Below are 26,447 nucleotides of genomic sequence, written 5' to 3'. Positions count from 1 at the left end.
GAGATGATGCAATGACTGAAATGTTTGTCGGCGCCGGAACGCTTATCACTCTGCATTTTGAGCTGCGTTTAGAGAGTGGAGAAATTGTTGATTCAACTTTCTCTGGCAAGCCGGGCGAATTTGAGTACGGCGACGGCGCGCTTCCCGCAGGCTTTGAAGAGTTGCTAAGAGGAATGCGAGCTGGAGAGCGCAAGAGCTTTTCTGTTTTGCCTGAGAAAGGATTTGGCATGCCTAATCCTAATAATGTTCAGGAATTTCCGTTAGACAGCTTTCCCGATAAGGAAAGTCTGGAAGTGGGGATGGTGATGTCATTTGCTGACGCCGCCAAAGCGGAACTACCCGGCGTGATTAAGCAGATCGAAAGCGGTATGGTGACTGTGGACTTCAATCATCCGCTTGCAGGACATACGCTGGACTTTGACGTAGAGGTTCTGGCGGTGAAAGAAGCGCAAGCTGGCGAACAGGAGGGCGGTCATGAAAATTAAGCTAGCGAATCCGCGGGGATTTTGTGCTGGGGTAGACCGTGCGATTGAGATTGTGAACCGGGCTTTAGACGTCTTTGGCGCTCCGATATATGTTCGCCATGAAGTGGTGCACAATCGCTTTGTGGTGGAAGGGCTTAGAACAAGAGGCGCCGTATTTGTAGATGAACTTGATGAAGTTCCAGATGGCGCATTGGTCATTTTCAGCGCCCACGGAGTTTCTCAGGAAGTGCGCCAGGAAGCTGACGCCAGAGGGCTGAAGGTTTTCGACGCTACCTGTCCACTAGTCACCAAGGTTCATATGGAAGTGATGCGTTATTCCAGAGATGGTCGGGAATGCATCCTGATTGGTCATGCAGGACACCCTGAAGTGGAAGGTACGATGGGGCAGTACGACAGCGCTAATGGCGGCGCCATCTACTTGGTGGAGGATGAAGAGGATGCTGGCAAACTTATTGTTAATGATCCCGGTAATCTCGCCTATGTCACCCAAACAACCCTGTCTGTGGATGACACCGCTCGGGTAATCGACGCGTTACGCCAAAAATTCCCTGAAATCAAAGGTCCGCGTAAAGATGATATTTGCTACGCGACGCAAAATCGCCAGGATGCAGTCAAAGAGCTAGCGGCAACATGTGACGTGTTGCTAGTGGTCGGTTCAGTAAACAGCTCAAACTCCAACCGCTTGCGGGAACTGGCTGAACGTATGCAAACCCCTGCATACCTTATTGATGGCGCACATGAAATCCAACCAGATTGGTTCGCTGGCGCCGCCAGCGTCGGCGTCACTGCAGGCGCCTCTGCGCCGGAAGTATTGGTGCAGCAAGTCGTGCAAAGGCTAAGAGAACTTGGCGGCGAAGCTCCGGCTGAGATCGCTGGGCGCGAAGAAAACATCGTTTTCTCGATGCCTAAAGAGCTAAGAATTCCCGCCGTTAACGAATCATGATCAAACTGGAGCGCAGCAGTTGCCTGTGCTCCAGTTCACACTTCCCCTCCCATTGAGACCGTTTATCCCGCAAATGCTCCGTTTATCGTGCGGCGCATGACTATGCTATTCATCTAAATTATTTTTAAGGTGCTTAAAAAGGATGAGAATCTATGAAGCAGAAAGGTTTTACATTAGTTGAGTTGATGGTTGTCTTAACGATACTTGCTATCGCGCTTGCATTTGGGCTACCCAGTATGGGGTATATCATCGACAGTAATAGACTTACCTCAAGCACGAATGAGCTTGTAGGGGCTCTTAACTTTGCTAGGTCCGAAGCGGTAAAACGTGGTCGTACTGTTCGAATTTCGGGGCCCAACGGGAAGACAGGATGGCAGCAGGGATATCAAGTCTGGATCGATACGAATAATAGTAGCTCCTATGACGATGGTGAAGAGCTTCGGATCTTCGATGCATTTAAAGATGAGACTACTGCCATAGGTCCCGCTGCTGCGATTTCTTTTTCTGGATCTGGCTTTGCCTCTGGGGCGACGAGCATTAAGTTATGTAGTGGTAATAAAAATATAACTACTGGCCGCAAGGTTGATGTCTCCTCGGCCGGCCGTGTAACGATTATCGATGAGGTGTGCCCATGATAGGCAGACAGAGGGGTTTCACATTAATAGAGATATTGGTTGCGGTAGTTATCCTGGCGATTGGGTTACTTGGAATTGCTGGCCTTCAGGTTATGTCTGTCAAAAGTTCAACAAATGCGAACCTTAGAAGTGTTGCGGTATATCTTGCCAATGATATGGCTGACAGAATAAGAGCTAATAATGTTGGTGTGGCGGCAGGCAGCTATGATAGCGAAACCGGATCTGCAGAGAATGCGGCTTGCCTCACAACGGCGGGTTGTACCTCTGCGCAAATGGCAGCCAATGATAAATTCGAGTGGCTGCAGGAACTAGGCGATGAGTTGCCTGGTGGCGCCGGGACCATTGTCAACAATGGCGGTTTATTTACTATTACTGTCACATGGAATGACCGAGTTAAGCAAGCTGAGGGAGCGGACGCGGACACTTCCAGTGAGCAGAGCTCGGTTTCACTTACTTTTCAGCCCTAATATGCAAAGGCACACATTATGAGCAGGTTGATTGCACAAAAAGGGTTATCACTCGTCGAGGTGATGATTGCATTGGCGCTTAGTGCACTATTACTTATTGGGATATTCCAAATATTTAATTCAAACAAACAGGCGTTTCAACTTCAGGATGGCTATGCCAGAGTTCAAGAGAGTGGGCGTTTGGCAATGGAAATGCTGAATAGAGATATAAGGAATGCCGCCTATACTGGGTGCTCAAATGGCGTGAATTTTAATAGCATTGTTGAGCCGTCCAAATATAAAGCAGGCATTCCTGACTTTGATTCGAGTAAAGGAATTGTTGCCTATAATAATATATCTTCTATCGCGAGTGGTAGTGAGTTAAACAACTTTGGCTTGACTGTGGGGACTGCAAGTGGCCAAGTTATAGCTGGCACTGATGCTATTGTTATAAAAGGGGCTTCGCCTTGTGATGGCGGGAAGGTTGTTTCGTACAATCAGTCATCTGCTAGTTTTAAGATAGAAGACGCTAAAGCATGCGGAATAAACCAGAATGATATAGTCGTTGTGTCTAATTGTCAGTATGCGGATATGTTTGCAATTACAAATAATCCAATTTCAGGAGGAAGCGTAGACACGGTGACTCATGGCGCCAACTGGAATGTATCTCCACCTAAACTGGATGGTAGCTACTCAAATGATTCTTTCTTATTAAGGTATACAGCTAAAGTTTACTATGTGGCTAATGGGGCAAATAGCAGACCATCGTTGTTTGTTACTCAATTAGAAGGAACCACACTAGTTACTCACGAGTTAGCGGAAGGTATTTCAGATATGCAGTTCCTTATGGGGGAGGACAGCTCCGGCGGTGATAAATCAGTAGATAGGTTTCTTGAGCCCGAGGATGCCGCGTTAGTAATAGGTCGTATAGTTGCAGTGAAAACGAGTTTTACTCTGGAGTCTGAGGATAATGTACTTACTGTCTCAGGTAATCCTCTCACTACAACATTTCAGTCAGTTAGTACTTTAAGAAATAGGGTTAATTGAGATGAAAGCTAACAATAGACAGTCAGGCGCAGCCCTGTTCGTCAGTTTAATACTGCTCCTTGTACTTACAATACTAGGGCTTGCCTCAATGAACGATAGTGTTATGCAGGGCAAGATGGCGGGTGCAGTTCAAGACTCAAATATAGCTTTGCAAGGGGTTGAGGCTACTCTGCGAGAGGCTGAGAGCTTTATTGAGACTGGGGTGGCGAGCACTGCAGCGTTTGATAATACCGGTGGGCTATACGCTATGAATTCTACAACGGTTCCTGACCCATTCTCTACGACTGACTGGGCTAATGCGACTAAGGTAAAAAGTGCGACTAAAGTTAGCGGGCTAAGTGAAGCCCCTAAGTACTTCATCCAACATGTTGGTAAAGTTGCTGCTCCAGATGAGAAAACAAAACTGAATATTGAAACATACAGTCATGAGTCGGGAGCGGGCGAAATAGTGGGCTTTAAAATTATCGCGCGGAGTACGGGTGCGTCAGGAGTGTCGCAACGTATTGTCGAAAGTTATTACGGTAAGCGATTCTAATAATTGCTGTAAGTTATTGGAGGGATTGGTATGAAAAAGTATATCAAGAAAAGTTTTTGGCTTGCCGCTGGCTTTTGGCTGGTTGCGCCAGTCTACTCATACTCAGCTGGTTATACCCCGGGCTTAAAGAACTTGGCTGATGAGCCTCTTTATCTATCAGGGGGGTTGAAAAGTAACCTGATGGTTATTGTTGACGACTCAGGGAGTATGGACTGGGAAACTATGTTTGATACGCCTGGGGGCTTATTGTATTTGGGCACAGATGGGCGCTTTGCAAGTGGTGGTGTAGTTAATACATATGGAGCAGCTTCATATGGCTACCTATTCCCAAATGGATCCAGTTCGAATTATTACGCCACCTCTCAGTCTAGCAGTGGCGGAATGCTATTAACTGGTTGGAAAGAGATTCCACCTATTAAAGCATATGCTTTTGCTCGTAGTTCAGACTATAACAAGGCATATTATGATCCTAATGAGACCTATACTCCTTGGCCATTATATGGTGAGTTGGACTCTCCATTTGAAGGGAAGATAAATAGCATACCGAATGCAAGCGTTACTGCTACTCGCTATGATCCGCTTATTCCAACAAGAACGATCCCACTATTTTCTAATTTCAATACAAGTACAAACGGAGCTGGTTGGGGGTTTTATATAGGTCGTAGCAACATGCCATGTGAGATGTCCACGTTTGCTACTTGTGGTACATCAGATGATAAGCATTATACTTATTACCCTGGAACCTATTATCTAAAAACTAAAGCAAGTACTTATAAGTATTATACATCAGTACCTATCACATCAGCGGAAAGTCAAATATTTGAAGCGGAAGACAACTATTCAGCAGGAACTCTGTTCAAAAAAGGGGCTGACCTGAATAGTGCTGGATGGCTGTCTAATTATTCTGACATTGCTGCAGGCGCATCTAAAGGGGAGTTTGTTGGAACTCCGAATCGTTCAGTTACAGCTGACTCGCTTAATAATATCCCTGCTTCATCGAATGGTGAGGTTGCCGTCAATATTACCTTAACGGGTAAGGTGAAGATATGGATTCGTCGCTGGTTCCCTTCAGGTAATGATGATTCATTTTGGATCAATATGGTTGGGCATCAATATACAGAGTTTAGTATGCCTACTAATGGTGGAAACTGGTTTTCTTCCTCAGGGGAGCATTGGAACAAATGGTTTAATGATCATTCTAACTCATATTCTTGGGATTGGGAGGAGTTTGGAACAATCGATCTGACTGCTCCTGCAACATTGAGAATCAGACACCGTGAAGACGGGGGGTACATTGATCAGATTCTTGTGACAACTAATACTTCCTTGATTCCATCTGGTAAGGCTGAGTACTCTTCCGGAACGTATGCCGAGAGAAGCTGTGCTACAGATATTTCCTACTCTTATTATGACCAGTTTATTGCTGACCCCAAAAAATTTGTATTTTCGGATAATGTAGTTGCGATTGCACCAGACGGAACCTGCTTAAAAGAGTATAAAATTACAGGGTCTGATTCGGATGTATTCAATAATGGAAGCACCGCCAGAACTGGCGTAACAGTGCTTGAAGAAAAACAAAATTTTGCAAACTGGTTTTCCTTTTATCGCCGTAGGCATCAAGCGACTCGTGGAGCCATTGGTAAAGCGTTCCAAAGCGTTAATGGTATACGGACAGGTATGTTTACCATTAACGATGCCGCAAGCGGCTCGCCTCCTACCGTAGCTATGAATGAAATGGACCAAACGGCTGGCGTCAATAAGTTTTTGAAGGATCTATATAATGATGTCGGCAGTGGATCTACACCGCTGAGAACTGCATTGAACCATGCTGGTAGTCAGTATAAAAATACCCCTGATATTATTCAGGGCGCTTGCCAGAAGAACTTTGCGCTACTGTTTACGGATGGATTTAATAACGGCGCGATTTCAGGCATCGGTGATGTCGATACAGCGGAAGGCGCACCCTATGCTGATGAGACTGCCCAGGATAATACGCTGGCGGATGTCGCGATGAAATATTACAAGGATAATTTAAATACCAGTATGAAAACTGGGCAGGTGCCTATCGACACAGAAGCCTGCAAGGCAATTAAGGCTGGAGAGCCGTCACCTGAAGACTGTAATAAGAATTTGCATATGAATACCTATACAGTCGGCTTGGGAAGTCTAGGTAAATATGTATTCGGACAGGACTTTCCAGGAGGTGGCGGAAAGTATATGACGGTGAAGGATGCCTACGCACACCCTCCTGCTTGGAAAGTGGACGGAACGACTGATAACGAGAGCCAAGTTGATGATTTGTATCATGCGGCGGTAAATGGTAGAGGAGAAGTCTTCTCCGCGGATCGGCCTTCCGCTTTAGGGGACGCAATTGGTAACGCTGTTAAGTCGATATTGAAAAAGACAGGGGCTTCGTCTGGGGTGACTTTCAATACCTCGTCGCTGCAAACAGACAGCGTTGTATTTGCTGCAACCTTCAGTTCTGCGACTTGGGAAGGTGACTTGAAGGCTGTTCGGCTGGATCCGAAAACAGGGGATGTGCTCGGTAATGCATGGACCGCTAAGACGGATTTGGATTCTAGGAGCTATACCTCAAGATTGATACTTACTTACGACAACGATCCGGGAGCGAATAGCGGTGGAAGCGATGGGCATACCGGAGGGATGGTTTTCAGCGCGGACACTGACGCTAGCTGGTCAAACCTGACTAAGGCTCAGAAAGCTGATTTGCTATACGGCAAGGACTTAACTGGTCTGGATGAAAGTCAGAAAAGGGCGTTGGCCAAGCCTCTGGTGGACTTTATTCGAGGCGACACGACAAATGAAGGTAAATCATTGCGAGACAGGTCGAGTCGACTTGGAGATATTATTAGCTCAACGCCTGTATATGTAGGTGCGCCGTCTCAAGGTTATCCTGACAAAGCTCCTTTCGGCGTGGCTCCAGGAGCTCCAGCGTCTTCGACGGTGGATCCCTATTCGACTTTCGCGGCGACTTCGAGAACTCCTGCTGTCTATGTCGGCGCAAACGATGGCATGCTGCATGGCTTTAATGGGAAAGAGTCAGGAAGTGGTGCTGGTGAGGAAGTCTTGGCCTATATCCCGGCGAAAGTCTTTTCTGATGCTGCATATTCTGGTTTGCATTACTTGGCGGACCCTGATTACGGTCACAAGAGTTATGTTGACTTAACTCCTATCGCTGCGGATGTATGGATTGATCCCGCAGGTGGTAGCTCACGCTCATGGCGTACAGTACTCGTTGGTGGTTTACGCGGCGGAGGTAAGGGGCTTTTCGCTCTAGACGTGACGAATCCAGCCAACTTCACTGCCGCCAAAGCCGACGACATTGTGATGTGGGAGTTTACGGACAAGGATGACTCTGACTTGGGATATATCACATCTCCTCCTGTTGTGGCCATGATGAATAATGGCAAGTGGGCTTTGATATTTGGAAATGGTTACAATGCTGGCAGCGATTCTTCAACAACAGATGACTCAACCAAATTGATGATTCTGTTTATTGAAGATGGCGCAGATGGTACTTGGACGGTTGGCGACGACTACGTAGAGATAGAAATTGATGATGGCACTGGTTCGTTGTCGGGAGGTCTCGGTGGCGTCGCCGTTGCTGATTTGGATGGTGATAGAGTAGCTGATCGCGTATATGCCGGTGACACACGTGGCAATATGTGGGCGTTTGATGTGTCTGCTTCGAATAAAAGCTCATGGAAGGTGGCTTATAAGTCGGGCACTACACCCAAGCCTTTGTTTACTGCGAAGGATAGCGGAGGCAAGATCCAGCCGATTTCTGGTGCGCCGAACTTAACGTTCCATCCAACAGACAATACGGGAGCTGCGCCTAATGTGGTGGTGGTATTTGGAACAGGGCGTTATTTGACTACTGAGGATCCCAGCATTACAGATGTTCAAACGTTCTATGCGGTATGGGACCATGGAAAGGACAGTATGGTCCGGAGTGATTTGGCTAGTCGTAAACTAACTCAGGAGGTCGTTGAGATTGACGGAAAAAAATATTGGAAGAGACTTACCTCCAGTGCGGTGACCGACCCATGGGCAGATCCTTATCATGGCTGGTATATGGACCTGGATGCTAAAACTCCTGGTGGTTCCAATATAGATGGTGAAGACGGCGAAAGAGTCATTGATAAAGTCTATGTTCGTGGAGGATTGGCTGTTTTCAGTACGCTGGTGCCGCTGGATGGGTCTGGCGACGGCTGCCAAAGCGTTGGACGCAGTTGGCTGATGGTGCTGCCGATCAAGGATGGGCTCCCTCCAGATTCCGCCACACTTGACTTAAATGGAGATGGTGTGATCAACAGTAAAGATGTGATCTCTGTAGGTAAGGGGCCGGGAATCCCAGGCCCTGATGGTCCAGAACCCAGGGACCCCCAACCGAGTAAGCCTGTGTGTCTTGGTGGTTTCTGTTACGGAATTACTGAAGGTGGCGATATAGTGAAAGACTTGGTCGACTTCGGCAAAGGTTCTGAAAGAGAAGGGCGTCTTGGATGGCGAGAGCTAGTGGAGTAAAGGTATGCAGATGAAACTGAACAACGAGGGATTTTCTCTGATTGAGCTGCTTATAGTGATAGCAATCATTGGAATCATTGCAGCTTTTGCATACCCGAGCTATCAGGAGTCCGTAGCTAAATCGCGAAGAGCTGATGCGCAGGGAGCCCTCATCGGGCTTTCCTCAGCTCTTGAGCGCTTTTATAGCGAAGGGTTTACCTATGGTGGCGCAGCGGAAGGCAAAAAGAATACTGGAGCGCCGTTACCGGCGCTCTATCCTTCCCAGGCGCCTCTGGATGGCGGGACCAAATATTATAATTTGAGGATTACCGCCTCTACGACGAATAGCTTTACTATTCAAGCCCAACCGATAGGAGCGATGGTTGGAGATCGGTGCGGCAATCTACAGCTAAACTCGACCGGAGCGAGGACTGCTGCTGTTGGTGAAGACGACTGCTGGAGATAGCTCTTGCCCTACTTGGAACGAAGGCGCAGTTGCGCCTTCGTTTGCTTTACTTGCACTTGAAGGATTCAAGCTGCTCTGGAGTAAGTTCCCTGGAAATTCTTGCCCGTCCTCCGCGATTTATGACTATTCCTCTGGCCAGAGCCGTGTTTTTGCTTTTGTGGCATAAAGCCAATGTTCCATTTTGTCTATACGTTAATCCGGTTGGCTGAAACCGTATAAACGAATTCCCGCCCCAGCTCCTCCATATTAATTGATAGTCGGCAGACGGCTCGTATTTAAGCAACACGGTCTCGCTATCTATCTCTTTATTGTCATTTGCGTCAATAAATACATAGAGTGGATTATTCCAGTTATCGTCACAGCTTCTAGCGTCAGGAGAAGGGCAGAGAGTCACTTCTTGCTTGGAGCTTACGGCCGTATTGCGGGTAAAGTTTATGACACCCAATAACTGGTTAGTTGCAGTAATCGCTTTCTGGTTTTGAATAAATTGGAGGAGTTGCGGATAGCCGATGCCAGCGACTATGCCAATAATGGCGAGAACAGCCAAAAGCTCAATGAGGGTAAATCCCTTGCGGTGCATAATTCAGTTCCTTCTGTGTGGTTAAACCGATTCCAATCGGAAGGCGTATTATGCAGATTTTTGAGCCTTTGGCTAGTGTTTGATCAGTGAGGCTGGATTTTGCCCGGTTAGTTATGGCGTGGGAGATGGATCACTCCATCCCCAGTTTCTTCAGGCGGTAGCGTAGGGCGCGAAAGCTGATGCCCAGTTTTTTGGCGGCAGCTGTTTTATTCCATCGTGTTTCTTCAAGCGCTTTCTCAATAGCTTGCTTTTCAATGTTTTCGAGAAAGTGTTCAAGGTTGACTTTGTTCTCATCGAACTCCGGCACATCCAGCTCCATGGCGTCTGTTGAGGAGCCTTCCGTATCTGTTTTAGGCAGATGGATGTCCTCTTCGTTAATGACATCGTCTTCGCACAGGGTAAAGGCGCGCTCCATAATATTTTCGAGTTCGCGAACGTTACCTGGAAAGTAATAAGCCTCCAGTTTCTGCATCGCCGCTTTGCTAATTGAGGCGTCAGGAATTTCGCATTCATCCGCTAGTTGTTTTAGAAAATGATTGGCGAGAAGCGGAATGTCTTCTTTTCGCTGACGCAAGCTCGGGACTCTCAGCTCGATGACATTTATTCGATAAAAAAGGTCTTGGCGGAACCGGCCTTCATCTACTTCATTGTGCAAATCTTTATGAGTAGCGGACAATATGCGTACATCGATAGGAATCTCCTTTTGTTCGCCAACAGGACGAACAGCTTTTTCCTGAATCGCTCGCAGTAGTTTTACTTGCATGGTTAAAGGCAAGTCAGCAACTTCATCAAGAAAAAGCGTCCCGCCATTCGCAGCTTGGAATAACCCTACTTTATTTTCAACTGCACCAGTAAATGCCCCTTTCTTATGACCGAAAAATTCACTTTCCATTAACTCGCTGGGTATAGCGCCACAGTTGACTGGCACAAAGGGTCCTTCGCTTCGCGGCCCTTGCTCATGGATCGATTTGGCCACCATTTCCTTTCCGCTACCCGACTCGCCGCTGATATAAATCGGCGCCTGGCTGCGTGCGAGCTTTCTGATTTGTCCGCGAAGTTTATCCATGGTGGATGATTCGCCGAGCAGTTGGGTTACTTGAGGGGCTGCTTTTGGGGTGTCACTTTTTGGAAGTTTTAATGCACTGTTAACCAGCTCGCGCAGACGAGCAAGATCTACAGGTTTAGAGACAAAATCAAAGGCGCCGGCTTTTAGTGCGGAAATGGCCGTATCTATACTGCCATAAGCTGTAATCACTGCTACAGGCGTATTGGACGACTGCTTTTGGATGTGGGCGACAAGGTCGATGCCATTGCCATCCGGCATATTCATATCGGTCAGTACGAGACTGAAGCTCTCTTCGCTCAATAATTGCTTGGCTTGCGTAATATTTTCAGCCGCCCGTGTTTCTATTTGCATGCGGCTTAAAGTGATTTCCAGTAACGCGCGAATATCGGGTTCGTCGTCAACGATGAGTACTTTCTTTATCATAACTGATTGTTCTATATAGCTCGTTTCGGATGGGGAAAGGTGATGCGGAAGCAGCCGCCCCCTTCCTGTCTTGTGAGATAGTCTAATTGCGCTTGATTAGCTTCACATAGCTCTTTGGATAAGTATAAACCCAAGCCTGTCCCTTTGGGGTCAGTTGTGAAAAAAGGCTCAAATAGATGATTTAATTGCTCCTCATTGATGCCCGGACCAATATCTATTACGTCAATAAAAGCTTGCCCTGTCTCTTCAATTTCACCCACGACTAGCTTAACCCAGGAACGCGCGCTTTCCAGCTTGCTGTAGCGCAAGCCGTTGCCCACGAGATTATTGAGGATCTGATTGAGGTGATTGGGGTCAAAGCGGCCATGGATGTCGTCTTTTAAGGGTAGTATTTCAATTTCTGCGTCTCGTGTGCCGGCGGCGGTGTAGTCGCACACAAAGTCCGTGAGCCAGGGAATCAGAGTGAGCATTTGTGGTGAGCTGATTTTCCTGCGTGACAGGCTTAATACGTTCTCGATGATGCCATTCATGCGGGTGGCGTGTCGCAAAATTATCTCCGCCATTTGTTTGTCGGGAGGCGTTAACTCCTGTGACTCCAATAACAACTGTGCGGCGTGGCTGGCAGCGCCTAGCGGATTCCTGATTTCATGAGCTATACCCGCAGTGAGTCTGCCCAGTGAGGCTAATTTGAGTTGCTGAGCCTGTTGCGCGATTTTGCCTGTATCTTCGAGGAAAATGAGGATGTCCTGACCTTCTTCTTTTTGCAAAATTGCGAAATTGGCCTGTATTGGCGCTCTGATCGCCGAACCTCGAAAAGGAGTCGTTTTCTTGCTTGGATCTTCCTGCCATTCCTGTAATCGGAGTAGCAAGTCCTCGGGTAACGAGGTTAACTCATGTGTTTCATCGACGTTAAGCAAACTCTGTGCGGCCTGATTGGCCATTCTTACGCCGCCGTTCTCATCCGCGACGATAATGCCGGTTAACATTCTTTGTATGATCTGATGGTTGAGGCGCTCAAGCTCCAGAATGTTTTGCGCACGCTTACGCGCAAGGTTTTCAGTGGTTGCGATGCGTATCGACAGGTTTTTAACGAGCAATGCGGTGGCGAAGTACACGACACCTAGAATGCCAGCTCGGAAAACGTTATCTACGTCACTGTATTGTGCGACCATTCGGTATATTTCCTGGGAGACAACGCCCAGACTGGCTATGGCCGCCAGCAGCGTCCCTAACTGTCCTCGTAAAATTATATTGCCGGCGGCGACGCTGATGACCACCATATTTCCCAGGCCGCTTGAAACGCCGGTCCCGAATAAGAGCATTGCTGAGATCAAGAGTAGTTCTAAAACAACCGACACCATGGCGTGCCGTATTTCGGGACGGAACCCTGCTAAGAGTAAAAAGCCCGTAAATACGTGAATCGCCAGATAGCATATGACAGAGACTTCAAAGTAAAACGGCGATAGGTATTGGCTGACGCTGGATGGGTTTTGTAGATATAAGGCGCTCACCAGAATGATGCCCACCGTCACCCGATAGTGGTTATAAACCCGGAATAGCCGGTTGGTGGTTTGTTCTACATCGGTGCTTAAATCAGACATGCGCGAAGCCTGCAACAAAACTATCCTTGAAGAAGTGAGCTGTCTATTTAATTCGATGTTGACGGAGAAGTGTCCGGCATTGGAATTATTTCGGTATAGTGCTCAGAATTTTAATGAAAACAGTATAATGCAAACTTTCCCAATGTTTGTGTGACAGATGGTAACCAGAATGACGCAGCTTAAAGTCGCTTTCGCACAGATCGACTGTTTGGTCGGGGATATACCCGGCAACGTAGATAAAGTCATAGAGGCCGTTGAGACGGCGAAGACAAAATATAGCGCCGACTTGGTGATATTTCCTGAGTTAACTTTGACCGGCTATCCGCCCGAAGATCTGTTGCTGAGGGCTAGCTTGCAAGTCAGAGTCGAGAAAGCCTTGGAGCGGATTCTGGATTCGGTGAAGGATGTTGCTCTGGTTATTGGCTTTCCTTGGAGGGAGCAGGGCAAGCTGTTCAATTGCGCCGCCTTTATTGATGGTGGCGAAATTAAGGCGAAGTATCGTAAGAAATGTTTGCCAAATTATCAGGTGTTTGACGAGAAACGATACTTTGAGCCGGGCTCTGAAACTGTGGTTCTGCCCTGGCGAGGCTTCAATCTGGGCATTTCGATCTGTGAAGATGTGTGGGAAGAAGCCCCTATCGCTGCGACAGCTGCAGCAGGCGCTGACTTTATCGTCAATATCAATGCATCTCCCTACGATATGGCTAAGCACCAACAAAGGCGCACGCTTGTTCAGTCTCGCGCAGTGACCAATAGCGTCCCGATCCTGTATGTGAATATGATCGGCGGCCAGGATGAACTTATTTTTGATGGCGGCTCGTTCGCGGTTGATCGTCATGGAAGAGTCTGTTTCAGCGCCCCTCAATTTGAGGAAGGGATTTTTCTGCTTGAGTTAAATGACGTCATTCACGGCGAAAGCCGACAGGTCTCCGATTCTGCGCCCGCTATGACGGTGGAGGAGAGCATCTATAAAGCGTTGGTGACCGGGGTAAGGGATTATGTAAATAAGAACCGGTTCAAATCAGTCGTGATTGGTTTGTCTGGCGGCATTGACTCGGCCGTTACCTTGGCGGTTGCTGTTGATGCGATTGGCGCTGATAGAGTGAGAGCGGTGATGATGCCTTTCCGCTACACCTCCCAGATGAGTCTGGAGGACGCAGAAGCGGAAGCGAAGGCGCTGGGCGTTCAGTATGATGTAGTTCCCATTGAGCCTATCTATGATCAGTTTATGGGAGCGTTAAACCCCTTGTTTGCCGGTTTGGGTCGCGATACGACGGAAGAGAATATCCAGGCGCGAATCCGTGGTGTTATTCTGATGGGGATTTCGAATAAGACTGGCGCACTGGTGTTGACCACGGGTAATAAAAGCGAAATGGCTGTGGGCTATGCGACGCTGTATGGCGATATGGCGGGGGGCTATGACGTCCTGAAGGATGTATTTAAAACTATGGTGTTTCGCCTTGCCTGGTACCGTAATACGTTGTCTCCAGTTATTCCGGAAAGGGTTATCACGCGCCCACCATCGGCTGAGCTGGCTCCAGATCAGAAAGATGAAGACAGCTTACCTCCCTACGAAATTCTGGATGAAATATTGTCCTTATATGTTGAGCATGACATTAGTGCTGACGGTATTGTTGCGAAAGGCTTTGATAAAGAGATTGTTTATCGAGTGGTGCGTTTGGTGGACATCAACGAATATAAGCGTCGTCAGGCTCCTGTAGGAGCAAGAATCACTATGCGTGGGTTTGGGCGGGATCGTCGTTACCCGATAACTTCTGGCTGGAAGCTGGGGGAATGAGTTAGTTTTCTTGGAGACAAAAAAAGAAAAGGCCGCTGATGCGGCCTTTTCTGCATATGAACCAGGGCTTAGTCGCCAAGACCAAAGTCAAAATCGAAGACGCTGCTGATGTTGCGATCTTCTTCTTTGAACTCAGAGCCATTGAAGCGCATGTTGGCGTCGAAAGATTTGTAATCTGGATAACTGGTGGCGAGCAACACTAAGGCGTCATCGGCGTGACGCTGCATACCCAGATACCTGTAAAGCTCTACCATTAAAGATAACGCTTCCGGCACGACAGGCGTCTCAGGATAATTCTCGACGACGTATTGAGTGCGGGCTACTGCTGCAACGTAAGCCTGGCGACGAATGTAATAACGTGCGACATGCATTTCATACTGGGCCAAGCGTTCTTTTATCGCTAGCATGCGCTTTTCCGCGTCAGCCGCATAGGGGCTGTCTGGGAAGTTCGTGACAAGGGTGGAGAAGTCTCTGAAGGCCTCTTTCGCGCGCCCCGGATCACGGGAATTAACGTCGATGGGGAGAAATCTTGGTCCTAAGCCCAAATCTGCATAATAGGCGGCCAACCCTTTGATGTAGTAGGCATAATCAACATGAGGGCTCTCAGGGTGAAGACGGATAAACCGCTCTGCCGCAGACTCCGCTCTTTCTGGATTCAGAGAATTATAGTGGGCGTATATCAAATCGAGCTGAGCTTGCTCTGCATAGCGCCCGAATGGATGGTAAGTCTCCAGGTCTTCCAAGTGGCGCGCTGCTTCCAAAAAGTTGCCTGAGTCCAAAGCGGATTTGGCCTTGTCGTAGTATTCCTTTTCACTCAACACTTTTGGTGGGGCGGAGGCGCATGCTGTCAGCAGAAGGAAGGCCAGCATGGCAAAAAGGGCGCGAATACGATGCATATTTGAATTAAACTTCACTAATTTCATGGAATAGAGCAGCCTTGCGCAGCAAGGCTTTCGTGAATATTGGCGCGCCATTATTCCACAACCATAGTTTTGACAACACCCCACAGCCGACGGATTTAATTTATGAGTCATCGCATACAACAGTCATTGATTGTTCCCGCTGAGCTTGGCGAGCAGCGGTTGGATATGGCTGCAAGCGAGCTAATGCCTGAATATTCAAGGTCCAGGATACAAAGCTGGATTAAGCAGGGAGCCCTGCGCGTCAATGGAAAGCAGGTTAAACCTAAAGAAAAGGTAATTGAAGGCGACCAGGTTGAGCTGGATGTTGAACTGGAAGCGCAAGGTGACTGGGAAGCGCAGCCAATTGCGCTGGATATCGTTTTCGAAGACGAGCACCTCCTGGTTATTAATAAACAAGCGGACTTCGTCGTTCATCCTGCTGCGGGCCATAGCGATGGAACGGTTGTTAACGCAGTTTTGCATCATTGTCCTGCATTGGCGGAACTTCCCCGCGCAGGCATTGTGCATCGGCTGGACAAAGATACGACAGGTTTGATGGTCATTGCGAAAACGCTTGTTGCGCACAGTTCTCTCGTTGAACAGCTGCAGGCAAGAGAAATGGGAAGGGAGTATGAGGCTGTCGTATACGGCGAGTTAACTGGCGGAGGGATGGTTGAAGCGGCGATTGGCAGGCATCCGCAGAGTCGCCAGAAGATGGCGGTGACCCGTGGGGGGAAAGACGCGGTGACTCATTACAGGCTGATACGATGCTGGCGGGGTTTCACCCATTTGAGGTTGAAACTGGAAACCGGGCGAACGCATCAAATTCGGGTGCATATGGCGCATATTAACCACTCTATATTAGGCGACCCGCTGTATGGGGGACGCCCACGTCTTCCGAAAGGATTGGCGTCGGAAACCATCGAATATCTACGCTCTTTTGGCAGGCAGGCCTTGCATGCGAAAGCGCTTGAGCTATCGCACCCAACAACTGGCGAGGTGCTGAGTTGGGAGGTGGACTTGCCCGAGGACATGAAAAGCCTGCTAAACCGCTTGGATATGGAAGAAGAGGATGCTGCATAGATGGATGCCGCTGGACTGCAGTTGATTCAACCTGATTGGCCAGTTCCTGCCAATGTCCGAGCGCTGGTCACGACGAGAGCGGGCGGAGTCAGTCAGCGGGAGTTCGCCAGCATGAACCTTGGCGGTCATGTTGGGGACGATGCAAATGCAGTCGATACTAACAGGCGTCTTCTAGCGGCGGAGGCGAAGTTGCCTGCTGACCGCTTTCATTGGCTAGAGCAGGTGCATGGCCTCGATGTGGCCGTGTTGAATAGTATCGGGTCTCCCCAGCCACTTACTGCGGATGCTGCGTTTACTGTTCAGTCGCAGCAGGCATGTTGCATTCTGACAGCGGACTGTCTTCCCGTTCTATTCGCGGCTGCTGACGGCTCTGCAGTGGCTGCGGCTCACGCGGGATGGCGGGGGCTGGCCGCTGGGGTGTTGGAAAATACAGCCAAATGCTTTAGTAACCGGACTGAATTGCTGGTTTGGCTAGGTCCTGCGATCAGTCAGGCGGCTTTCGAAGTCGGCCAGGAGGTGATGGATGCTTTTGTCGCACAAGAACCAGAGTCTGCAACTTGCTTTATCCCTTCATCGTCTAACGCTGGTAAATGGCATGCGGACTTATACGCTCTGGCTCGGCTTAGGTTGCATAGACTTGGAGTTGCACAAATCTTTGGCGGCGACTATTGCACCTATACGGATTCAGGCAGGTTTTTCTCCTATCGCAGAGATGGCGTAACGGGACGCATGGCGTCAGTTATTTGGCTCGACTCTTCTTCTTAGGATTAAGGCTTGAGATAGGTCAATATCCCGCTCACTTTCTTTCTCTTCTTAGCGCACAGCCTTGAAGCTTTTAGAGCTTGGCCCCACATTTTCGGTAATTGAAACCGCGTCATAGTGCACGCGGATAACATCGAAATTTTGGGGTAATGCAGATGCGATTTGATAAATTCACCAGCCGTCTACAGATGGCGATATCAGAAGCCCAGTCGCTTGCCTTGGGTAAAGATCATAACTTCATAGAGCCTGTACACCTGTTTCAATCACTGTTGAACCAGTCTGGAGGCTCCACGGCGCCGCTGCTACAGCAGGCCGGTGTTGACGTGGTTCGCTTTAAATCCATGTTGGCGCAGGAACTGGATAAGCTGCCACAAGTCCAGGGCTCTGACGCGGATGTTCATTTATCCAACGACTTAGGGCGGCTGTTGAATCTGGCGGACAAGCTGGCGCAGAAACGTAGCGATCAGTTTATTTCCAGTGAGTTGGTGCTTCTGGCGGCGATAGACGACCGGGGTGTCGTAGGAAGGCTGCTAAAAGAGTGCGGCGCTGATAAACAAAGTTTGGAGAGGGCGATAGAAACTATGCGTGGCGGTGAAAAAGTACAAGACCAAGGTGCGGAAGAGAGCCGTCAGGCGCTTGATCGCTTCACTATCGACCTTACCGCCCGTGCGACGGAAGGCAAATTGGACCCTGTTATTGGCAGGGACGATGAAATCCGCAGAACGATTCAGGTATTGCAGCGCCGCCGCAAAAATAACCCTGTTCTAATCGGTGAACCCGGCGTGGGTAAAACCGCAATTGTCGAAGGGCTTGCGCAGCGTATCGTGAACGGTGAAGTCCCTGAAGGGCTGAAAAATAAGCGTGTACTGGCTCTGGATATGGGGGCTTTGATAGCGGGGGCCAAATTTCGCGGCGAGTTTGAGGAGCGCCTGAAGGGGGTGCTTAACGAGCTTGCGAAGCAAGAAGGGCAGATTATCTTATTCATTGATGAGCTCCATACCATGGTTGGCGCGGGTAAGGCGGAGGGCGCGATGGATGCGGGCAATATGTTAAAGCCTGCTTTGGCCCGCGGCGAGCTGCATTGTGTTGGAGCCACTACATTGGATGAATACCGGGAGTTCATTGAAAAGGATGCTGCTTTGGAGCGTCGCTTTCAGAAAGTGTTGGTTGATGAGCCGAATGTTGAGGACACCATCGCGATATTACGCGGCTTGAAGGAACGCTATGAGGTGCACCATGGCGTCGAAATCACTGACAGCGCCATTATCGCTGCGGCGAAGTTGTCGCATCGCTACATTGCAGATCGTCAGCTGCCTGACAAAGCTATAGATTTGGTCGACGAAGCCGCCAGTCAGATCCGGATGGAGATAGATTCCAAACCCGAGCCGCTGGATAGATTGGAACGCCGCTTGATTCAGTTGAAGATGCAGAGAGAAGCGCTGAAAAAAGAGAAAGATGCCGCATCCAAAAAAAGTGTGGATGAGCTGAATACGCAAATTGATGAGATGGAAAAGGAATTTGCGGACCTTGAAGAGGTATGGAGTTCTGAAAAAGCAGCGCTGCAAGGTACACAACAAATCAAGAGCCAGCTGGAGCAAGCCCGAGTGGACTTGGAAAATGCCCGCAGACAGGGCGACCTGACTAGAATGTCGGAGCTTCAATATGGGCGGATTCCTGAACTGGAGAAGCAGCTGGATATGGCGAGCCAAGCCGAAATGCTGGAAATGCGCTTGCTACGCAATAAGGTTTCTGAAGAGGAAATTGCCGAAATAGTCTCCAAATGGACCGGTATTCCTGTCGCCAAAATGCTTGAGGGCGAGCGTGAGAAACTGTTGCGCATGGAAGAAGCATTGCATCAGCGCGTTATCGGGCAAGACGAGGCTGTCGTTGCGGTCGCCAATGCGGTGCGTCGCTCAAGAGCAGGCCTTAGCGATCCTAATCGCCCGAACGGTTCATTCCTGTTTTTGGGGCCGACAGGAGTCGGTAAAACAGAGCTTTGCAAGTCCCTGGCGAGCTTCTTGTTTGACACTGAAGAAGCGATGGTGCGCATCGATATGTCGGAATTTATGGAGAAGCATTCCGTCGCGAGATTAATTGGCGCTCCTCCTGGCTATGTGGGCTATGAAGAGGGAGGGTACCTGACTGAAGCCGTCAGACGTAAGCCATACTCTGTCTTGCTTTTGGACGAAGTAGAAAAGGCGCATCCTGACGTATTCAATATTCTGCTGCAAGTGTTGGAAGATGGTCGCCTGACGGATGGACAGGGGCGTACTGTCGACTTCCGCAATACAGTCATTGTTATGACTTCTAATCTGGGGTCTGACCTGATTCAGGCGATGGGCGGACAGGATGAAAACTACGACGAAATAAAAGATGCCGTGTTGGAAGTGGTTGGCAGGCATTTCCGTCCAGAGTTCATTAACCGAATCGACGAAGTGGTCGTCTTCCATCCGTTGACCGCTGAACAGATTCGCGGCATTGCCCTGATACAGCTGGAAATCTTGAATCGCCGCTTGCAAGAGCAGGACCTTAAAGTTGAGCTGAGCGCCGAAGCTATGGCGACGCTGGCGGAAGTTGGCTTTGATCCTATATATGGAGCCCGCCCGCTGAAACGGGCGATACAGCAACGAGTAGAGAACCCATTAGCACAATCGATTCTTAATGGTGAGTTTCAGCGTGGGGATGTGATTGCGGTAGAAGTAAAAGGTGGAAAATTAGTCTTCAGGCGATAATAAAAAGACGGAATTAAATGCGGAGCGCTTATTGCTCTCCGCATCTTTCGTCTATTCTTTTTTGCGTGCTTTTACGCTTTTCCAGTATTTCTTCTGGTGTTAAGTAACGCAAACTTCCATCTTCCTGCTTTTCGCGAATGCGTGCGCTATTCGTCATGGTTTGCAGGTACTCTTTTAATTGGCTGCACATTTCTTTCAATTGCGCGTCGGCAGTAGCGTTTTCCTGAGCTTGCTGCGCCTTAATTTTCTCCAGTTCTTGCTGGTCGCTTAGCTGTTGAGATTGCTCATTCAGGTCTTGCCGCTCTCTCGTTGGTGTTCCTGTTTGAACGTTAAGTTCTTCACTGGTTTTAAAATCCGGCTTTTTGTCAGAATAGTGAATAACGCCATTCTCATCGGTCCACTTATACACGCCGCTGGCAAAGGACAGAGAGCTGATACTTAACAGAAAAATAGAAAAGATGGCTGTACGCATAAAATCAAGGATCTCCAAGCCACTGAAATTCATAAACAACAGAGAGTACATAATACCGGAAAGATAGATGAAAGCGCAGCGTTGGTAAAGCCGCGGGAGCCTTGAATTGCGCATTTTCTATTGACAGAGACGGATGGGATGTCAGAATTGTCGATTGCTCGAACATCGGCGTAACTTTTACGGCAAAACCAACAAAGCTACGAACGATCATGACCACACGATATCTGCAGACCACAGACTCCTAACACCAGGAGCAGTCTTTGAGTAAATGCCCAACAGGCATGTGTGAGCAAGTCAAGAGATAACCTCTCGCGATAAACAGCTAGTGTGGCGGCGTCCACCATATGTATCCTTTTGGGTCTATATTTGAGTGGAAGTTATTAGCAACCAGCCCTAATTCGCGCTGACGCATTCTGCGCGTATTAAGAGAGGAAGACGTGACGGCAGAAATGTTATCCGGCGCCGATATGATCGTGCGCTTTCTGCAAGACGAGGGTATCGAATACATATACGGATATCCTGGCGGCGCGGTGCTTCATATATATGACGCACTGTTTCGCCAAAATAAAGTAAAACATATCCTGGTGAGACACGAGCAAGCAGCCGCCCATATGGCGGATGGTTACGCTCGGGCGACAGGCAAGCCAGGCGTTGTTCTGGTGACTTCAGGTCCTGGCGCCACCAATACTGTGACAGGCATTGCAACCGCCTACATGGATTCAATTCCCATGGTGGTGCTGTGTGGGCAGGTTCCCTCCACTTTGATTGGCGAAGATGCATTTCAGGAAACTGACATGATGGGCGTTTCTCGTCCTGTCGTGAAGCATAACCTGAGCGTCAGAGACCCTAGCGAAATCCCCGTCGTATTGAAAAAAGCCTTCTATCTGGCCTCTACTGGTCGTCCTGGGCCGGTTGTAGTGGATATCCCTAAGGATATGACTACGCCTAACGAGAGGTACGAGTACGTATACCCCAAAAAGGTAAAAATGCGCTCATACAGTCCGCCTACCCGTGGGCATGCAGGGCAGATTAGAAAAGCTGTAGATATGATGTTGGCGGCGAAACGCCCCATCATATATGCAGGCGGCGGTATCGTTTTGGGGCATGCCTCAAAAGAGTTGGTTGATCTGTCGCACCAGTTGAATTTTCCCGTCACCACTACTTTGATGGGCATTGGCGGATTTCCTGCGGATGACAAGCATAGTCTTGGCTGGCTTGGAATGCACGGTAGCTATGAATCTAACATGGCTATGCACCATAGCGACCTGATTGTGGCTGTCGGCGCGCGATTTGATGATCGCGTCACCAATGCGACAGAAAAATTCTGTCCTGGCGCCAAGATTATCCATGTGGATATCGACCCTGCGTCTATCTCAAAAACCGTTCAGGTCGATGTTCCTATTGTCGGACCAGCCGTTTCTGTATTGCGCGATATGATTGCGTTTGTGAAAGAGGACAACTCACGTCCAGATAAAGAAGCGCTATCGTCATGGTGGAAACAGATTAATGAATGGCGCGCCTACCACGGTGGACGCTATCGTACTGACGACAGCGAGATGCTCAAGCCGCAGCAAGTAATTGAAATGCTGTGCAAGATCACGGAAGGCAATGCCTATGTCACCACTGACGTTGGCCAGCACCAGATGTTTACCGCGCAGTATTACCGCTTCAATAAACCCAATCGCTGGATTAATTCTGGCGGCCTGGGAACCATGGGGTTCGGTTTGCCTGCGGCGATGGGCGTCAAGCTTAGCTTTCCTGAAGAAGAGGTCGTGTGCGTGACTGGTGAGGGCAGTATTCAAATGAATATTCAAGAGCTCTCAACCTGCAAACAGTTCAATCTTCCGATAAAGATTATCAACCTGAACAACCGCTCCTTGGGAATGGTTCGTCAGTGGCAGGACATGAATTACGAGGCGCGTCATTCGCAGTCCTATATGGAGTCTTTGCCGGACTTCATGGCGTTGGCGGAAGCTTATGGGCATGTCGGGATTACCATTCGTAAGCCGGAAGAACTAGAGGAAGGTTTAAGAAAAGCTTTCGCAATGAAAGACCGTCTGGTGTTTGTCGATATATATGTTGACCCTCATGAGCACGTTTACCCGATGCAGGTGGCGCGTGGCGCAATGAAAGACATGTGGCTAAGCAAAACGGAGAGGGTGTAAACGGCATGCGTCGAATCATATCAATGCTATTGGAGAATGAGCCTGGCGCGCTGTCCCGAGTGGTAGGACTGTTTTCGCAACGGAATTACAACATTGAAACGCTGACGGTGGCTCCAACAGAGGACCCGACACTTTCCAGGCTGACTGTCACCACAATTGGCTCTGATCGGGTCATTGAGCAGATTACCAAGCAACTTAACAAGTTGGTGGAAGTCGTGAAGGTGGTCGACCTGACAGAGGGCGCCCATATTGAACGCGAGCTGATGTTGATCAAGCTGAAAGCGAGTGGCGCATTAAGGGCCGAAATAAAGAGAACGGCTGATATCTTCCGGGGACAGATTGTTGACGTGTCCAGTACGGTCTATACCGTTCAATTAACCGGAGATAGTGACAAATTAGATGCTTTTATCCAGGCGATTGGGAAGAGCAGCGTGTTAGAAGTCGTGCGCAGCGGGGTTTCCGGTATTGCGCGTGGTGAAAAAACATTATCAGTTTAACGAGTAAGGGCGCGAGCGCGCACAGAAATAGGTGAATAAAATGCAAGTTTATTACGATAAAGATTGTGACCTTTCCATCATCCAGGGCAAGAAAGTTGCAATTATTGGCTACGGCTCTCAGGGACATGCGCATGCTAATAACCTGAAGGACTCCGGTGTTGATGTATGTGTTGGTTTGCGTAAGGGGTCCAGTTCCTGGGCCAAAGCTGAAAACGCAGGACTTGCAGTTAAAGAAGTGGCGGAAGCTGTCGCTGGCGCAGATGTTGTAATGATTCTGACCCCAGACGAGTTCCAGTCGAAACTATACAAGTCTGAAATTGAGCCGAACCTTAAGAATGGCGCAACGCTGGCGTTTGCTCATGGTTTCAGTATTCATTACAACCAAATCGTGCCACGCGCAGATCTGGACGTCATTATGATCGCCCCCAAGGCTCCAGGGCATACAGTTCGCTCTGAGTTCGTAAAAGGTGGCGGTATTCCCGATCTGATCGCTATTTTCCAGGACGCTTCTGGTTCAGCGAAAGACTTGGCTCTTTCCTATGCTAGCGGTGTTGGTGGGGGGCGTACCGGTATCATCGAAACTACCTTCAAAGATGAAACCGAAACTGACCTGTTTGGTGAGCAAGCTGTGCTGTGCGGTGGCGCTGTAGAGTTGGTGAAAGCTGGTTTCGAAACGCTGGTGGAAGCAGGTTATGCGCCAGAGATGGCGTACTTCGAGTGTCTGCATGAGTTGAAGCTTATTGTTGACCTGATGTACGAAGGCGGTATCGCCAACATGAACTACTCCATTTCCAACAACGCGGAATATGGTGAGTATGTCACTGGTCCTGAGGTTATCAATGATCAGTCCAGAGCGGCTATGCGCAATGCGCTGAAACGCATCCAGGATGGCGAATACGCCAAAATGTTCATCGCTGAAGGCGCTCATAACTACCCATCAATGACCGCTTATCGTCGTAATAACGCAGCTCATCCTATCGAGCAAGTGGGCGAAAAGCTGCGTAGCATGATGCCTTGGATCGCATCGAATAAAATCGTAGATAAGTCCAAAAACTAATCGGCGATAATGCCACAGACCTGAAAACGCGGCGTATGCCGCGTTTTTTTTGGGGCTGGTTGTCTAATCCTGCTCTCATGTATAGTTGTTTGCTCTATTGGAAATTATTGAGTGATATATGACCTCTTCAAACTCTAAAAAAGAAGTCGAGCTTGCTGACATCAAGGCTGATGCTTCCCGCAAAAAAGATGAAACGGTTGCTGGTGCTGAAGTCGTTGAAGAAGAAGTTGTTGGTGGGGCCAAGGTGCGGCGGAGAGGGGTATACCTGTTGCCCAATCTTTTTACTACAGGATCCTTGTTTTCAGGCTTTTACGCTATTGTCGCCGCAATGCATGGAAACTTTGAGAATGCCGCTATTGCGATATTCATTTGTATGATTCTCGATGGCTTGGACGGGCGAGTGGCGCGCCTGACTAACACGCAAAGCGCGTTCGGCGCCGAATACGACAGTTTGGCTGATATGGTGGCTTTTGGGGTGGCCCCTGCGCTGGTGGCCTTCACTTGGACATTGTCTGACCTTGGAAAGATCGGCTGGGTCGCTGCTTTTATATATGTGGCCGGCGCAGCATTGCGATTGGCCAGATTTAATACCCAAATAGGGTCAGTGGATAAAAAGTATTTTGTTGGTCTGCCTAGCCCCTCTGCTGCGGCAGTCGTTGCAGGAACGGTTTGGACGCTGCACACACTGGAGCATTCCATTTGGCTGTCATACGGCGCAGTGCTGATTGTCGCTGGCGCGGGCGTGCTGATGGTCAGCAACATTCTCTTTTATAGCTTTAAGGAATTCGACCTCAAGGGACGAGTGCCTTTTGTCGCCATACTGATTGTTGTATTGATCTACGCGGTCATTGCCACGGCCCCTGCGCAAGTGCTGTTGGGCGGTTTTTTGCTGTACACCGTTTCAGGTCCATTCCAGGCGCTGCAGCGCTGGAGAAAAAAGAAACGGCAGGCCAGTTGAATTTTTTCTGATCCCTGCGGTCTAACCTTGGTGTGAATTAATGATTTAGTTGTTACACCTTGTTGGAAGGACCGCTTCAATGCTCATCAAAACCTCTTCAGACATTCCCTCATCAGAGATAACCGACGAAAAAGTCTACCTGTCACGCCGTAGTTTTATGAGGGGCGTGGCGGTTGCGGCGGTATCAAGCTCCGCTGCTGGGTCACTCATTGGTTGCACGAGTTCTGCGAGTGCGGCGGTTACTCCTTCAAGACAAGCATGGGAACAGTTGGTGGCCCCCCAGTTTCAAAATATTAAAGCTGGGCCTTTCAATACTACTGAAGAGCAAACTCCCTACGAAGACATTCTTCGTTACAACAACTTTTATGAGTTTGGTACTGACAAAACTGATCCATCCAGGTATGCGGAGAAGTTGGATATTCAGCCATGGTCTATCAAAGTAGATGGCGAATGCGAAAAGCCTGGAAGCTATCAACTTGAAGACCTTGTCAAAGAAAGTCAGCTGGAAGAGCGTGTGTATCGTCTGCGCTGTGTCGAGGCATGGTCTATGGTGATTCCTTGGGTGGGAATACCCATGGCGACTATTCTGAAAAAGTTTGAGCCTAACTCTAATGCGAAGTATGTCGCTTTTGAGACGGTGGTCAGGCCAGAGCAAATGCCGGGGCAGCGCTCACTATTCAGCAGCATTGAGTGGCCTTATAGAGAAGGATTGAGAATTGACGAGGCTATGCATCCTCTTACTCTGGCGGCAGTTGGTCTTTACGGCAAAATCCTCCCCAATCAAAACGGCGCCCCGATACGCTTGGTGACGCCATGGAAATACGGCTTTAAAAGTATTAAGTCGATAGTTGGGATCAGGTTCATGAGGGATGAACCGTATACAACGTGGAATGCTTTAGCTCCCAATGAATATGGCTTTTACGCCAACGTAAATCCCAGTGTTGATCATCCCCGCTGGAGTCAGAAGAGTGAGCGGCGTTTACCTGGGGGCCTCTTTGGTCCTAAACGCATAGATACCCTAATGTTCAACGGCTATGCGGATGAGGTTGCGAGTCTTTATACGGGCTTGGACCTAAGGAAGAATTACTAATATGGCGGCGGATAAGTGGGGCATTACCCGCTGGTGGGGAATATTTATACTGTCTCTAGGGCCGCTAGCGTATTTGATTTATCGGATCGTATCCCGAGACTTAGGGCCGGATCCCGGTGAAGCAATTACGCGTTTCTCAGGCCTTTGGGCTTTGAACTTCCTGTTGATAACGCTTGCGGT

General features: G+C 48.9%; 23 protein-coding genes (1 of these 23 cut by a window edge). 18 read left to right on the top strand and 5 right to left on the bottom strand.

All coding sequences use genetic code 11. The features are described 5' to 3' along the window. Window positions 1-11: 11 nt before the first annotated feature. From fkpB to ACQYWX_RS25935, 8 genes are all read left to right on the top strand, one after another. Window positions 12-485: an FKBP-type peptidyl-prolyl cis-trans isomerase gene (gene fkpB / locus ACQYWX_RS25970; protein ID WP_431686871.1), complete on the top strand. Its 474-nt coding sequence runs from the start codon at window positions 12-14 to the stop codon at window positions 483-485. Next, a complete protein-coding gene (ispH, locus tag ACQYWX_RS25965; RefSeq protein ID WP_216739934.1) occupies window positions 475-1,428 on the top strand; it encodes a 4-hydroxy-3-methylbut-2-enyl diphosphate reductase in 954 nt (317 codons plus the stop codon). The genes fkpB and ispH overlap by 11 nt, the downstream gene beginning before the upstream one ends. 152 nt (window positions 1,429-1,580) lie before the next feature. Beyond that, window positions 1,581-2,063 carry a GspH/FimT family pseudopilin gene (locus ACQYWX_RS25960; protein ID WP_431686870.1) on the top strand — a complete coding sequence of 161 codons (483 nt, stop codon included), beginning with the start codon at window positions 1,581-1,583 and terminating at the stop codon, window positions 2,061-2,063. Next, window positions 2,060-2,530: a type IV pilus modification protein PilV gene (gene pilV / locus ACQYWX_RS25955; protein WP_431686869.1), complete on the top strand. Its 471-nt coding sequence runs from the start codon at window positions 2,060-2,062 to the stop codon at window positions 2,528-2,530. Before ACQYWX_RS25960 ends, pilV begins: the two co-directional genes overlap by 4 nt. An 18-nt stretch (window positions 2,531-2,548) precedes the next feature. After that, window positions 2,549-3,556 (top strand): PilW family protein, encoded by a 1,008-nt coding sequence (locus ACQYWX_RS25950; protein WP_431686868.1) that lies wholly within the window; start codon window positions 2,549-2,551, stop codon window positions 3,554-3,556. Window position 3,557: 1 nt separating this feature from the next. Next, on the top strand, window positions 3,558-4,091 hold the full coding sequence (locus tag ACQYWX_RS25945; RefSeq protein ID WP_431686867.1) for a pilus assembly PilX family protein: 534 nt from the start codon (window positions 3,558-3,560) through the stop codon (window positions 4,089-4,091). Window positions 4,092-4,121: 30 nt separating this feature from the next. Continuing rightward, the gene (locus tag ACQYWX_RS25940; protein ID WP_431686866.1) at window positions 4,122-8,636 is read left to right on the top strand and encodes a pilus assembly protein; all 4,515 of its coding nucleotides are present in this window, start codon (window positions 4,122-4,124) and stop codon (window positions 8,634-8,636) included. 4 nt (window positions 8,637-8,640) lie between these two features. Continuing rightward, window positions 8,641-9,081, top strand: coding sequence for a type IV pilin protein (locus tag ACQYWX_RS25935; protein WP_431686865.1), 441 nt, complete (start codon window positions 8,641-8,643; stop codon window positions 9,079-9,081). 46 nt (window positions 9,082-9,127) lie between these two features. Here the strand turns inward: ACQYWX_RS25935 and ACQYWX_RS25930 are convergent, their stop codons facing one another. From ACQYWX_RS25930 to ACQYWX_RS25920, 3 genes are all read right to left on the bottom strand, one after another. After that, on the bottom strand, window positions 9,128-9,661 hold the full coding sequence (locus ACQYWX_RS25930; RefSeq protein ID WP_216739929.1) for a GspH/FimT family pseudopilin: 534 nt from the start codon (window positions 9,659-9,661) through the stop codon (window positions 9,128-9,130). A 130-nt stretch (window positions 9,662-9,791) separates the two neighbouring features. After that, window positions 9,792-11,150: a sigma-54-dependent transcriptional regulator gene (locus ACQYWX_RS25925; RefSeq protein ID WP_279506340.1), complete on the bottom strand. Its 1,359-nt coding sequence runs from the start codon at window positions 11,148-11,150 to the stop codon at window positions 9,792-9,794. A gap of 11 nt (window positions 11,151-11,161) precedes the next feature. Continuing rightward, the gene (locus tag ACQYWX_RS25920; RefSeq protein ID WP_279506341.1) at window positions 11,162-12,751 is read right to left on the bottom strand and encodes a sensor histidine kinase; all 1,590 of its coding nucleotides are present in this window, start codon (window positions 12,749-12,751) and stop codon (window positions 11,162-11,164) included. 169 nt (window positions 12,752-12,920) lie between these two features. On the opposite strand from ACQYWX_RS25920, the gene ACQYWX_RS25915 reads away from it, so the two are divergent. Continuing rightward, window positions 12,921-14,549, top strand: coding sequence for an NAD+ synthase (locus tag ACQYWX_RS25915; RefSeq protein ID WP_431686864.1), 1,629 nt, complete (start codon window positions 12,921-12,923; stop codon window positions 14,547-14,549). A gap of 68 nt (window positions 14,550-14,617) precedes the next feature. On the opposite strand, the gene ACQYWX_RS25910 is transcribed toward ACQYWX_RS25915, so the two are convergent. After that, window positions 14,618-15,523, bottom strand: a complete 906-nt coding sequence (locus ACQYWX_RS25910; protein ID WP_431686863.1) for an outer membrane protein assembly factor BamD — start codon at window positions 15,521-15,523, stop codon at window positions 14,618-14,620. Between the two features lie 51 nt (window positions 15,524-15,574). On the opposite strand from ACQYWX_RS25910, the gene rluD reads away from it, so the two are divergent. The 3 genes from rluD to clpB all read left to right on the top strand — a co-directional run bounded on the left by rluD (window position 15,575) and on the right by clpB (window position 20,028). Further along, window positions 15,575-16,534: a 23S rRNA pseudouridine(1911/1915/1917) synthase RluD gene (gene rluD / locus ACQYWX_RS25905; RefSeq protein ID WP_431686862.1), complete on the top strand. Its 960-nt coding sequence runs from the start codon at window positions 15,575-15,577 to the stop codon at window positions 16,532-16,534. Beyond that, window positions 16,535-17,299: a peptidoglycan editing factor PgeF gene (gene pgeF, locus ACQYWX_RS25900; protein ID WP_216739924.1), complete on the top strand. Its 765-nt coding sequence runs from the start codon at window positions 16,535-16,537 to the stop codon at window positions 17,297-17,299. A 152-nt stretch (window positions 17,300-17,451) separates the two neighbouring features. Next, window positions 17,452-20,028: an ATP-dependent chaperone ClpB gene (gene clpB / locus ACQYWX_RS25895; RefSeq protein ID WP_431686861.1), complete on the top strand. Its 2,577-nt coding sequence runs from the start codon at window positions 17,452-17,454 to the stop codon at window positions 20,026-20,028. A gap of 28 nt (window positions 20,029-20,056) precedes the next feature. Here clpB and ACQYWX_RS25890 read toward each other — a convergent pair whose 3' ends face one another. Further along, window positions 20,057-20,500: a DUF4124 domain-containing protein gene (locus ACQYWX_RS25890; protein ID WP_431686860.1), complete on the bottom strand. Its 444-nt coding sequence runs from the start codon at window positions 20,498-20,500 to the stop codon at window positions 20,057-20,059. Window positions 20,501-20,949: 449 nt separating this feature from the next. Here ACQYWX_RS25890 and ACQYWX_RS25885 point away from each other — a divergent pair, with 449 nt between their 5' ends. The 6 genes from ACQYWX_RS25885 to ACQYWX_RS25860 all read left to right on the top strand — a co-directional run. Continuing rightward, window positions 20,950-22,665: an acetolactate synthase 3 large subunit gene (locus ACQYWX_RS25885; protein ID WP_216739945.1), complete on the top strand. Its 1,716-nt coding sequence runs from the start codon at window positions 20,950-20,952 to the stop codon at window positions 22,663-22,665. A 5-nt stretch (window positions 22,666-22,670) separates the two neighbouring features. After that, window positions 22,671-23,162 carry an acetolactate synthase small subunit gene (gene ilvN / locus ACQYWX_RS25880; protein WP_216739944.1) on the top strand — a complete coding sequence of 164 codons (492 nt, stop codon included), beginning with the start codon at window positions 22,671-22,673 and terminating at the stop codon, window positions 23,160-23,162. A 40-nt stretch (window positions 23,163-23,202) separates the two neighbouring features. After that, entirely contained in the window at window positions 23,203-24,219 is a 1,017-nt protein-coding gene (ilvC, locus tag ACQYWX_RS25875; RefSeq protein WP_431686859.1) for a ketol-acid reductoisomerase, read from the top strand. A 118-nt stretch (window positions 24,220-24,337) separates the two neighbouring features. After that, entirely contained in the window at window positions 24,338-25,177 is an 840-nt protein-coding gene (gene pssA, locus ACQYWX_RS25870; RefSeq protein WP_431686858.1) for a CDP-diacylglycerol--serine O-phosphatidyltransferase, read from the top strand. A gap of 79 nt (window positions 25,178-25,256) precedes the next feature. Beyond that, window positions 25,257-26,267 (top strand): protein-methionine-sulfoxide reductase catalytic subunit MsrP, encoded by a 1,011-nt coding sequence (msrP, locus tag ACQYWX_RS25865; RefSeq protein ID WP_431686857.1) that lies wholly within the window; start codon window positions 25,257-25,259, stop codon window positions 26,265-26,267. A 1-nt stretch (window position 26,268) separates the two neighbouring features. Further along, window positions 26,269-26,447, top strand: partial view of a sulfite oxidase heme-binding subunit YedZ gene (locus tag ACQYWX_RS25860; protein WP_431686856.1) — the beginning only. Its footprint extends 436 nt past the window's final position; the window shows 179 of its 615 coding nt (coding positions 1-179); its start codon is at window positions 26,269-26,271; the stop codon falls past the right edge of the window.

This window comes from Hahella sp. NBU794, from assembly GCF_050749805.1.
Taxonomy (GTDB): Bacteria; Pseudomonadota; Gammaproteobacteria; order Pseudomonadales; family Oleiphilaceae; genus Hahella.
The sequence above is the reverse complement of the archived record's forward strand: the minus strand, read 5'-3'. Positions and strand labels throughout refer to the sequence as shown.

Excerpts from the sequence above, each read along its gene's own strand:
- ACQYWX_RS25950 (WP_431686868.1), top strand. The coding sequence starts at position 2,549 with ATGAGCAGGTTGATTGCACAAAAAGGGTTATCACTCGTCGAGGTGATG.
- rluD (WP_431686862.1), top strand. The coding sequence starts at position 15,575 with ATGAGTCATCGCATACAACAGTCATTGATTGTTCCCGCTGAGCTTGGC.
- pgeF (WP_216739924.1), top strand. The coding sequence starts at position 16,535 with ATGGATGCCGCTGGACTGCAGTTGATTCAACCTGATTGGCCAGTTCCT.
- ACQYWX_RS25915 (WP_431686864.1), top strand. The coding sequence starts at position 12,921 with ATGACGCAGCTTAAAGTCGCTTTCGCACAGATCGACTGTTTGGTCGGG.
- ACQYWX_RS25925 (WP_279506340.1), bottom strand. The coding sequence starts at position 11,150 with ATGATAAAGAAAGTACTCATCGTTGACGACGAACCCGATATTCGCGCG.
- ACQYWX_RS25885 (WP_216739945.1), top strand. The coding sequence starts at position 20,950 with ATGTTATCCGGCGCCGATATGATCGTGCGCTTTCTGCAAGACGAGGGT.
- ACQYWX_RS25920 (WP_279506341.1), bottom strand. The coding sequence starts at position 12,751 with ATGTCTGATTTAAGCACCGATGTAGAACAAACCACCAACCGGCTATTC.
- clpB (WP_431686861.1), top strand. The coding sequence starts at position 17,452 with ATGCGATTTGATAAATTCACCAGCCGTCTACAGATGGCGATATCAGAA.
- pssA (WP_431686858.1), top strand. The coding sequence starts at position 24,338 with ATGACCTCTTCAAACTCTAAAAAAGAAGTCGAGCTTGCTGACATCAAG.
- ACQYWX_RS25930 (WP_216739929.1), bottom strand. The coding sequence starts at position 9,661 with ATGCACCGCAAGGGATTTACCCTCATTGAGCTTTTGGCTGTTCTCGCC.
- ispH (WP_216739934.1), top strand. The coding sequence starts at position 475 with ATGAAAATTAAGCTAGCGAATCCGCGGGGATTTTGTGCTGGGGTAGAC.
- ACQYWX_RS25945 (WP_431686867.1), top strand. The coding sequence starts at position 3,558 with ATGAAAGCTAACAATAGACAGTCAGGCGCAGCCCTGTTCGTCAGTTTA.
- fkpB (WP_431686871.1), top strand. The coding sequence starts at position 12 with ATGACTGAAATGTTTGTCGGCGCCGGAACGCTTATCACTCTGCATTTT.
- ACQYWX_RS25890 (WP_431686860.1), bottom strand. The coding sequence starts at position 20,500 with ATGCGTACAGCCATCTTTTCTATTTTTCTGTTAAGTATCAGCTCTCTG.
- msrP (WP_431686857.1), top strand. The coding sequence starts at position 25,257 with ATGCTCATCAAAACCTCTTCAGACATTCCCTCATCAGAGATAACCGAC.
- ilvN (WP_216739944.1), top strand. The coding sequence starts at position 22,671 with ATGCGTCGAATCATATCAATGCTATTGGAGAATGAGCCTGGCGCGCTG.
- ACQYWX_RS25910 (WP_431686863.1), bottom strand. The coding sequence starts at position 15,523 with ATGGCGCGCCAATATTCACGAAAGCCTTGCTGCGCAAGGCTGCTCTAT.
- pilV (WP_431686869.1), top strand. The coding sequence starts at position 2,060 with ATGATAGGCAGACAGAGGGGTTTCACATTAATAGAGATATTGGTTGCG.
- ACQYWX_RS25935 (WP_431686865.1), top strand. The coding sequence starts at position 8,641 with ATGCAGATGAAACTGAACAACGAGGGATTTTCTCTGATTGAGCTGCTT.
- ilvC (WP_431686859.1), top strand. The coding sequence starts at position 23,203 with ATGCAAGTTTATTACGATAAAGATTGTGACCTTTCCATCATCCAGGGC.
- ACQYWX_RS25940 (WP_431686866.1), top strand. The coding sequence starts at position 4,122 with ATGAAAAAGTATATCAAGAAAAGTTTTTGGCTTGCCGCTGGCTTTTGG.
- ACQYWX_RS25960 (WP_431686870.1), top strand. The coding sequence starts at position 1,581 with ATGAAGCAGAAAGGTTTTACATTAGTTGAGTTGATGGTTGTCTTAACG.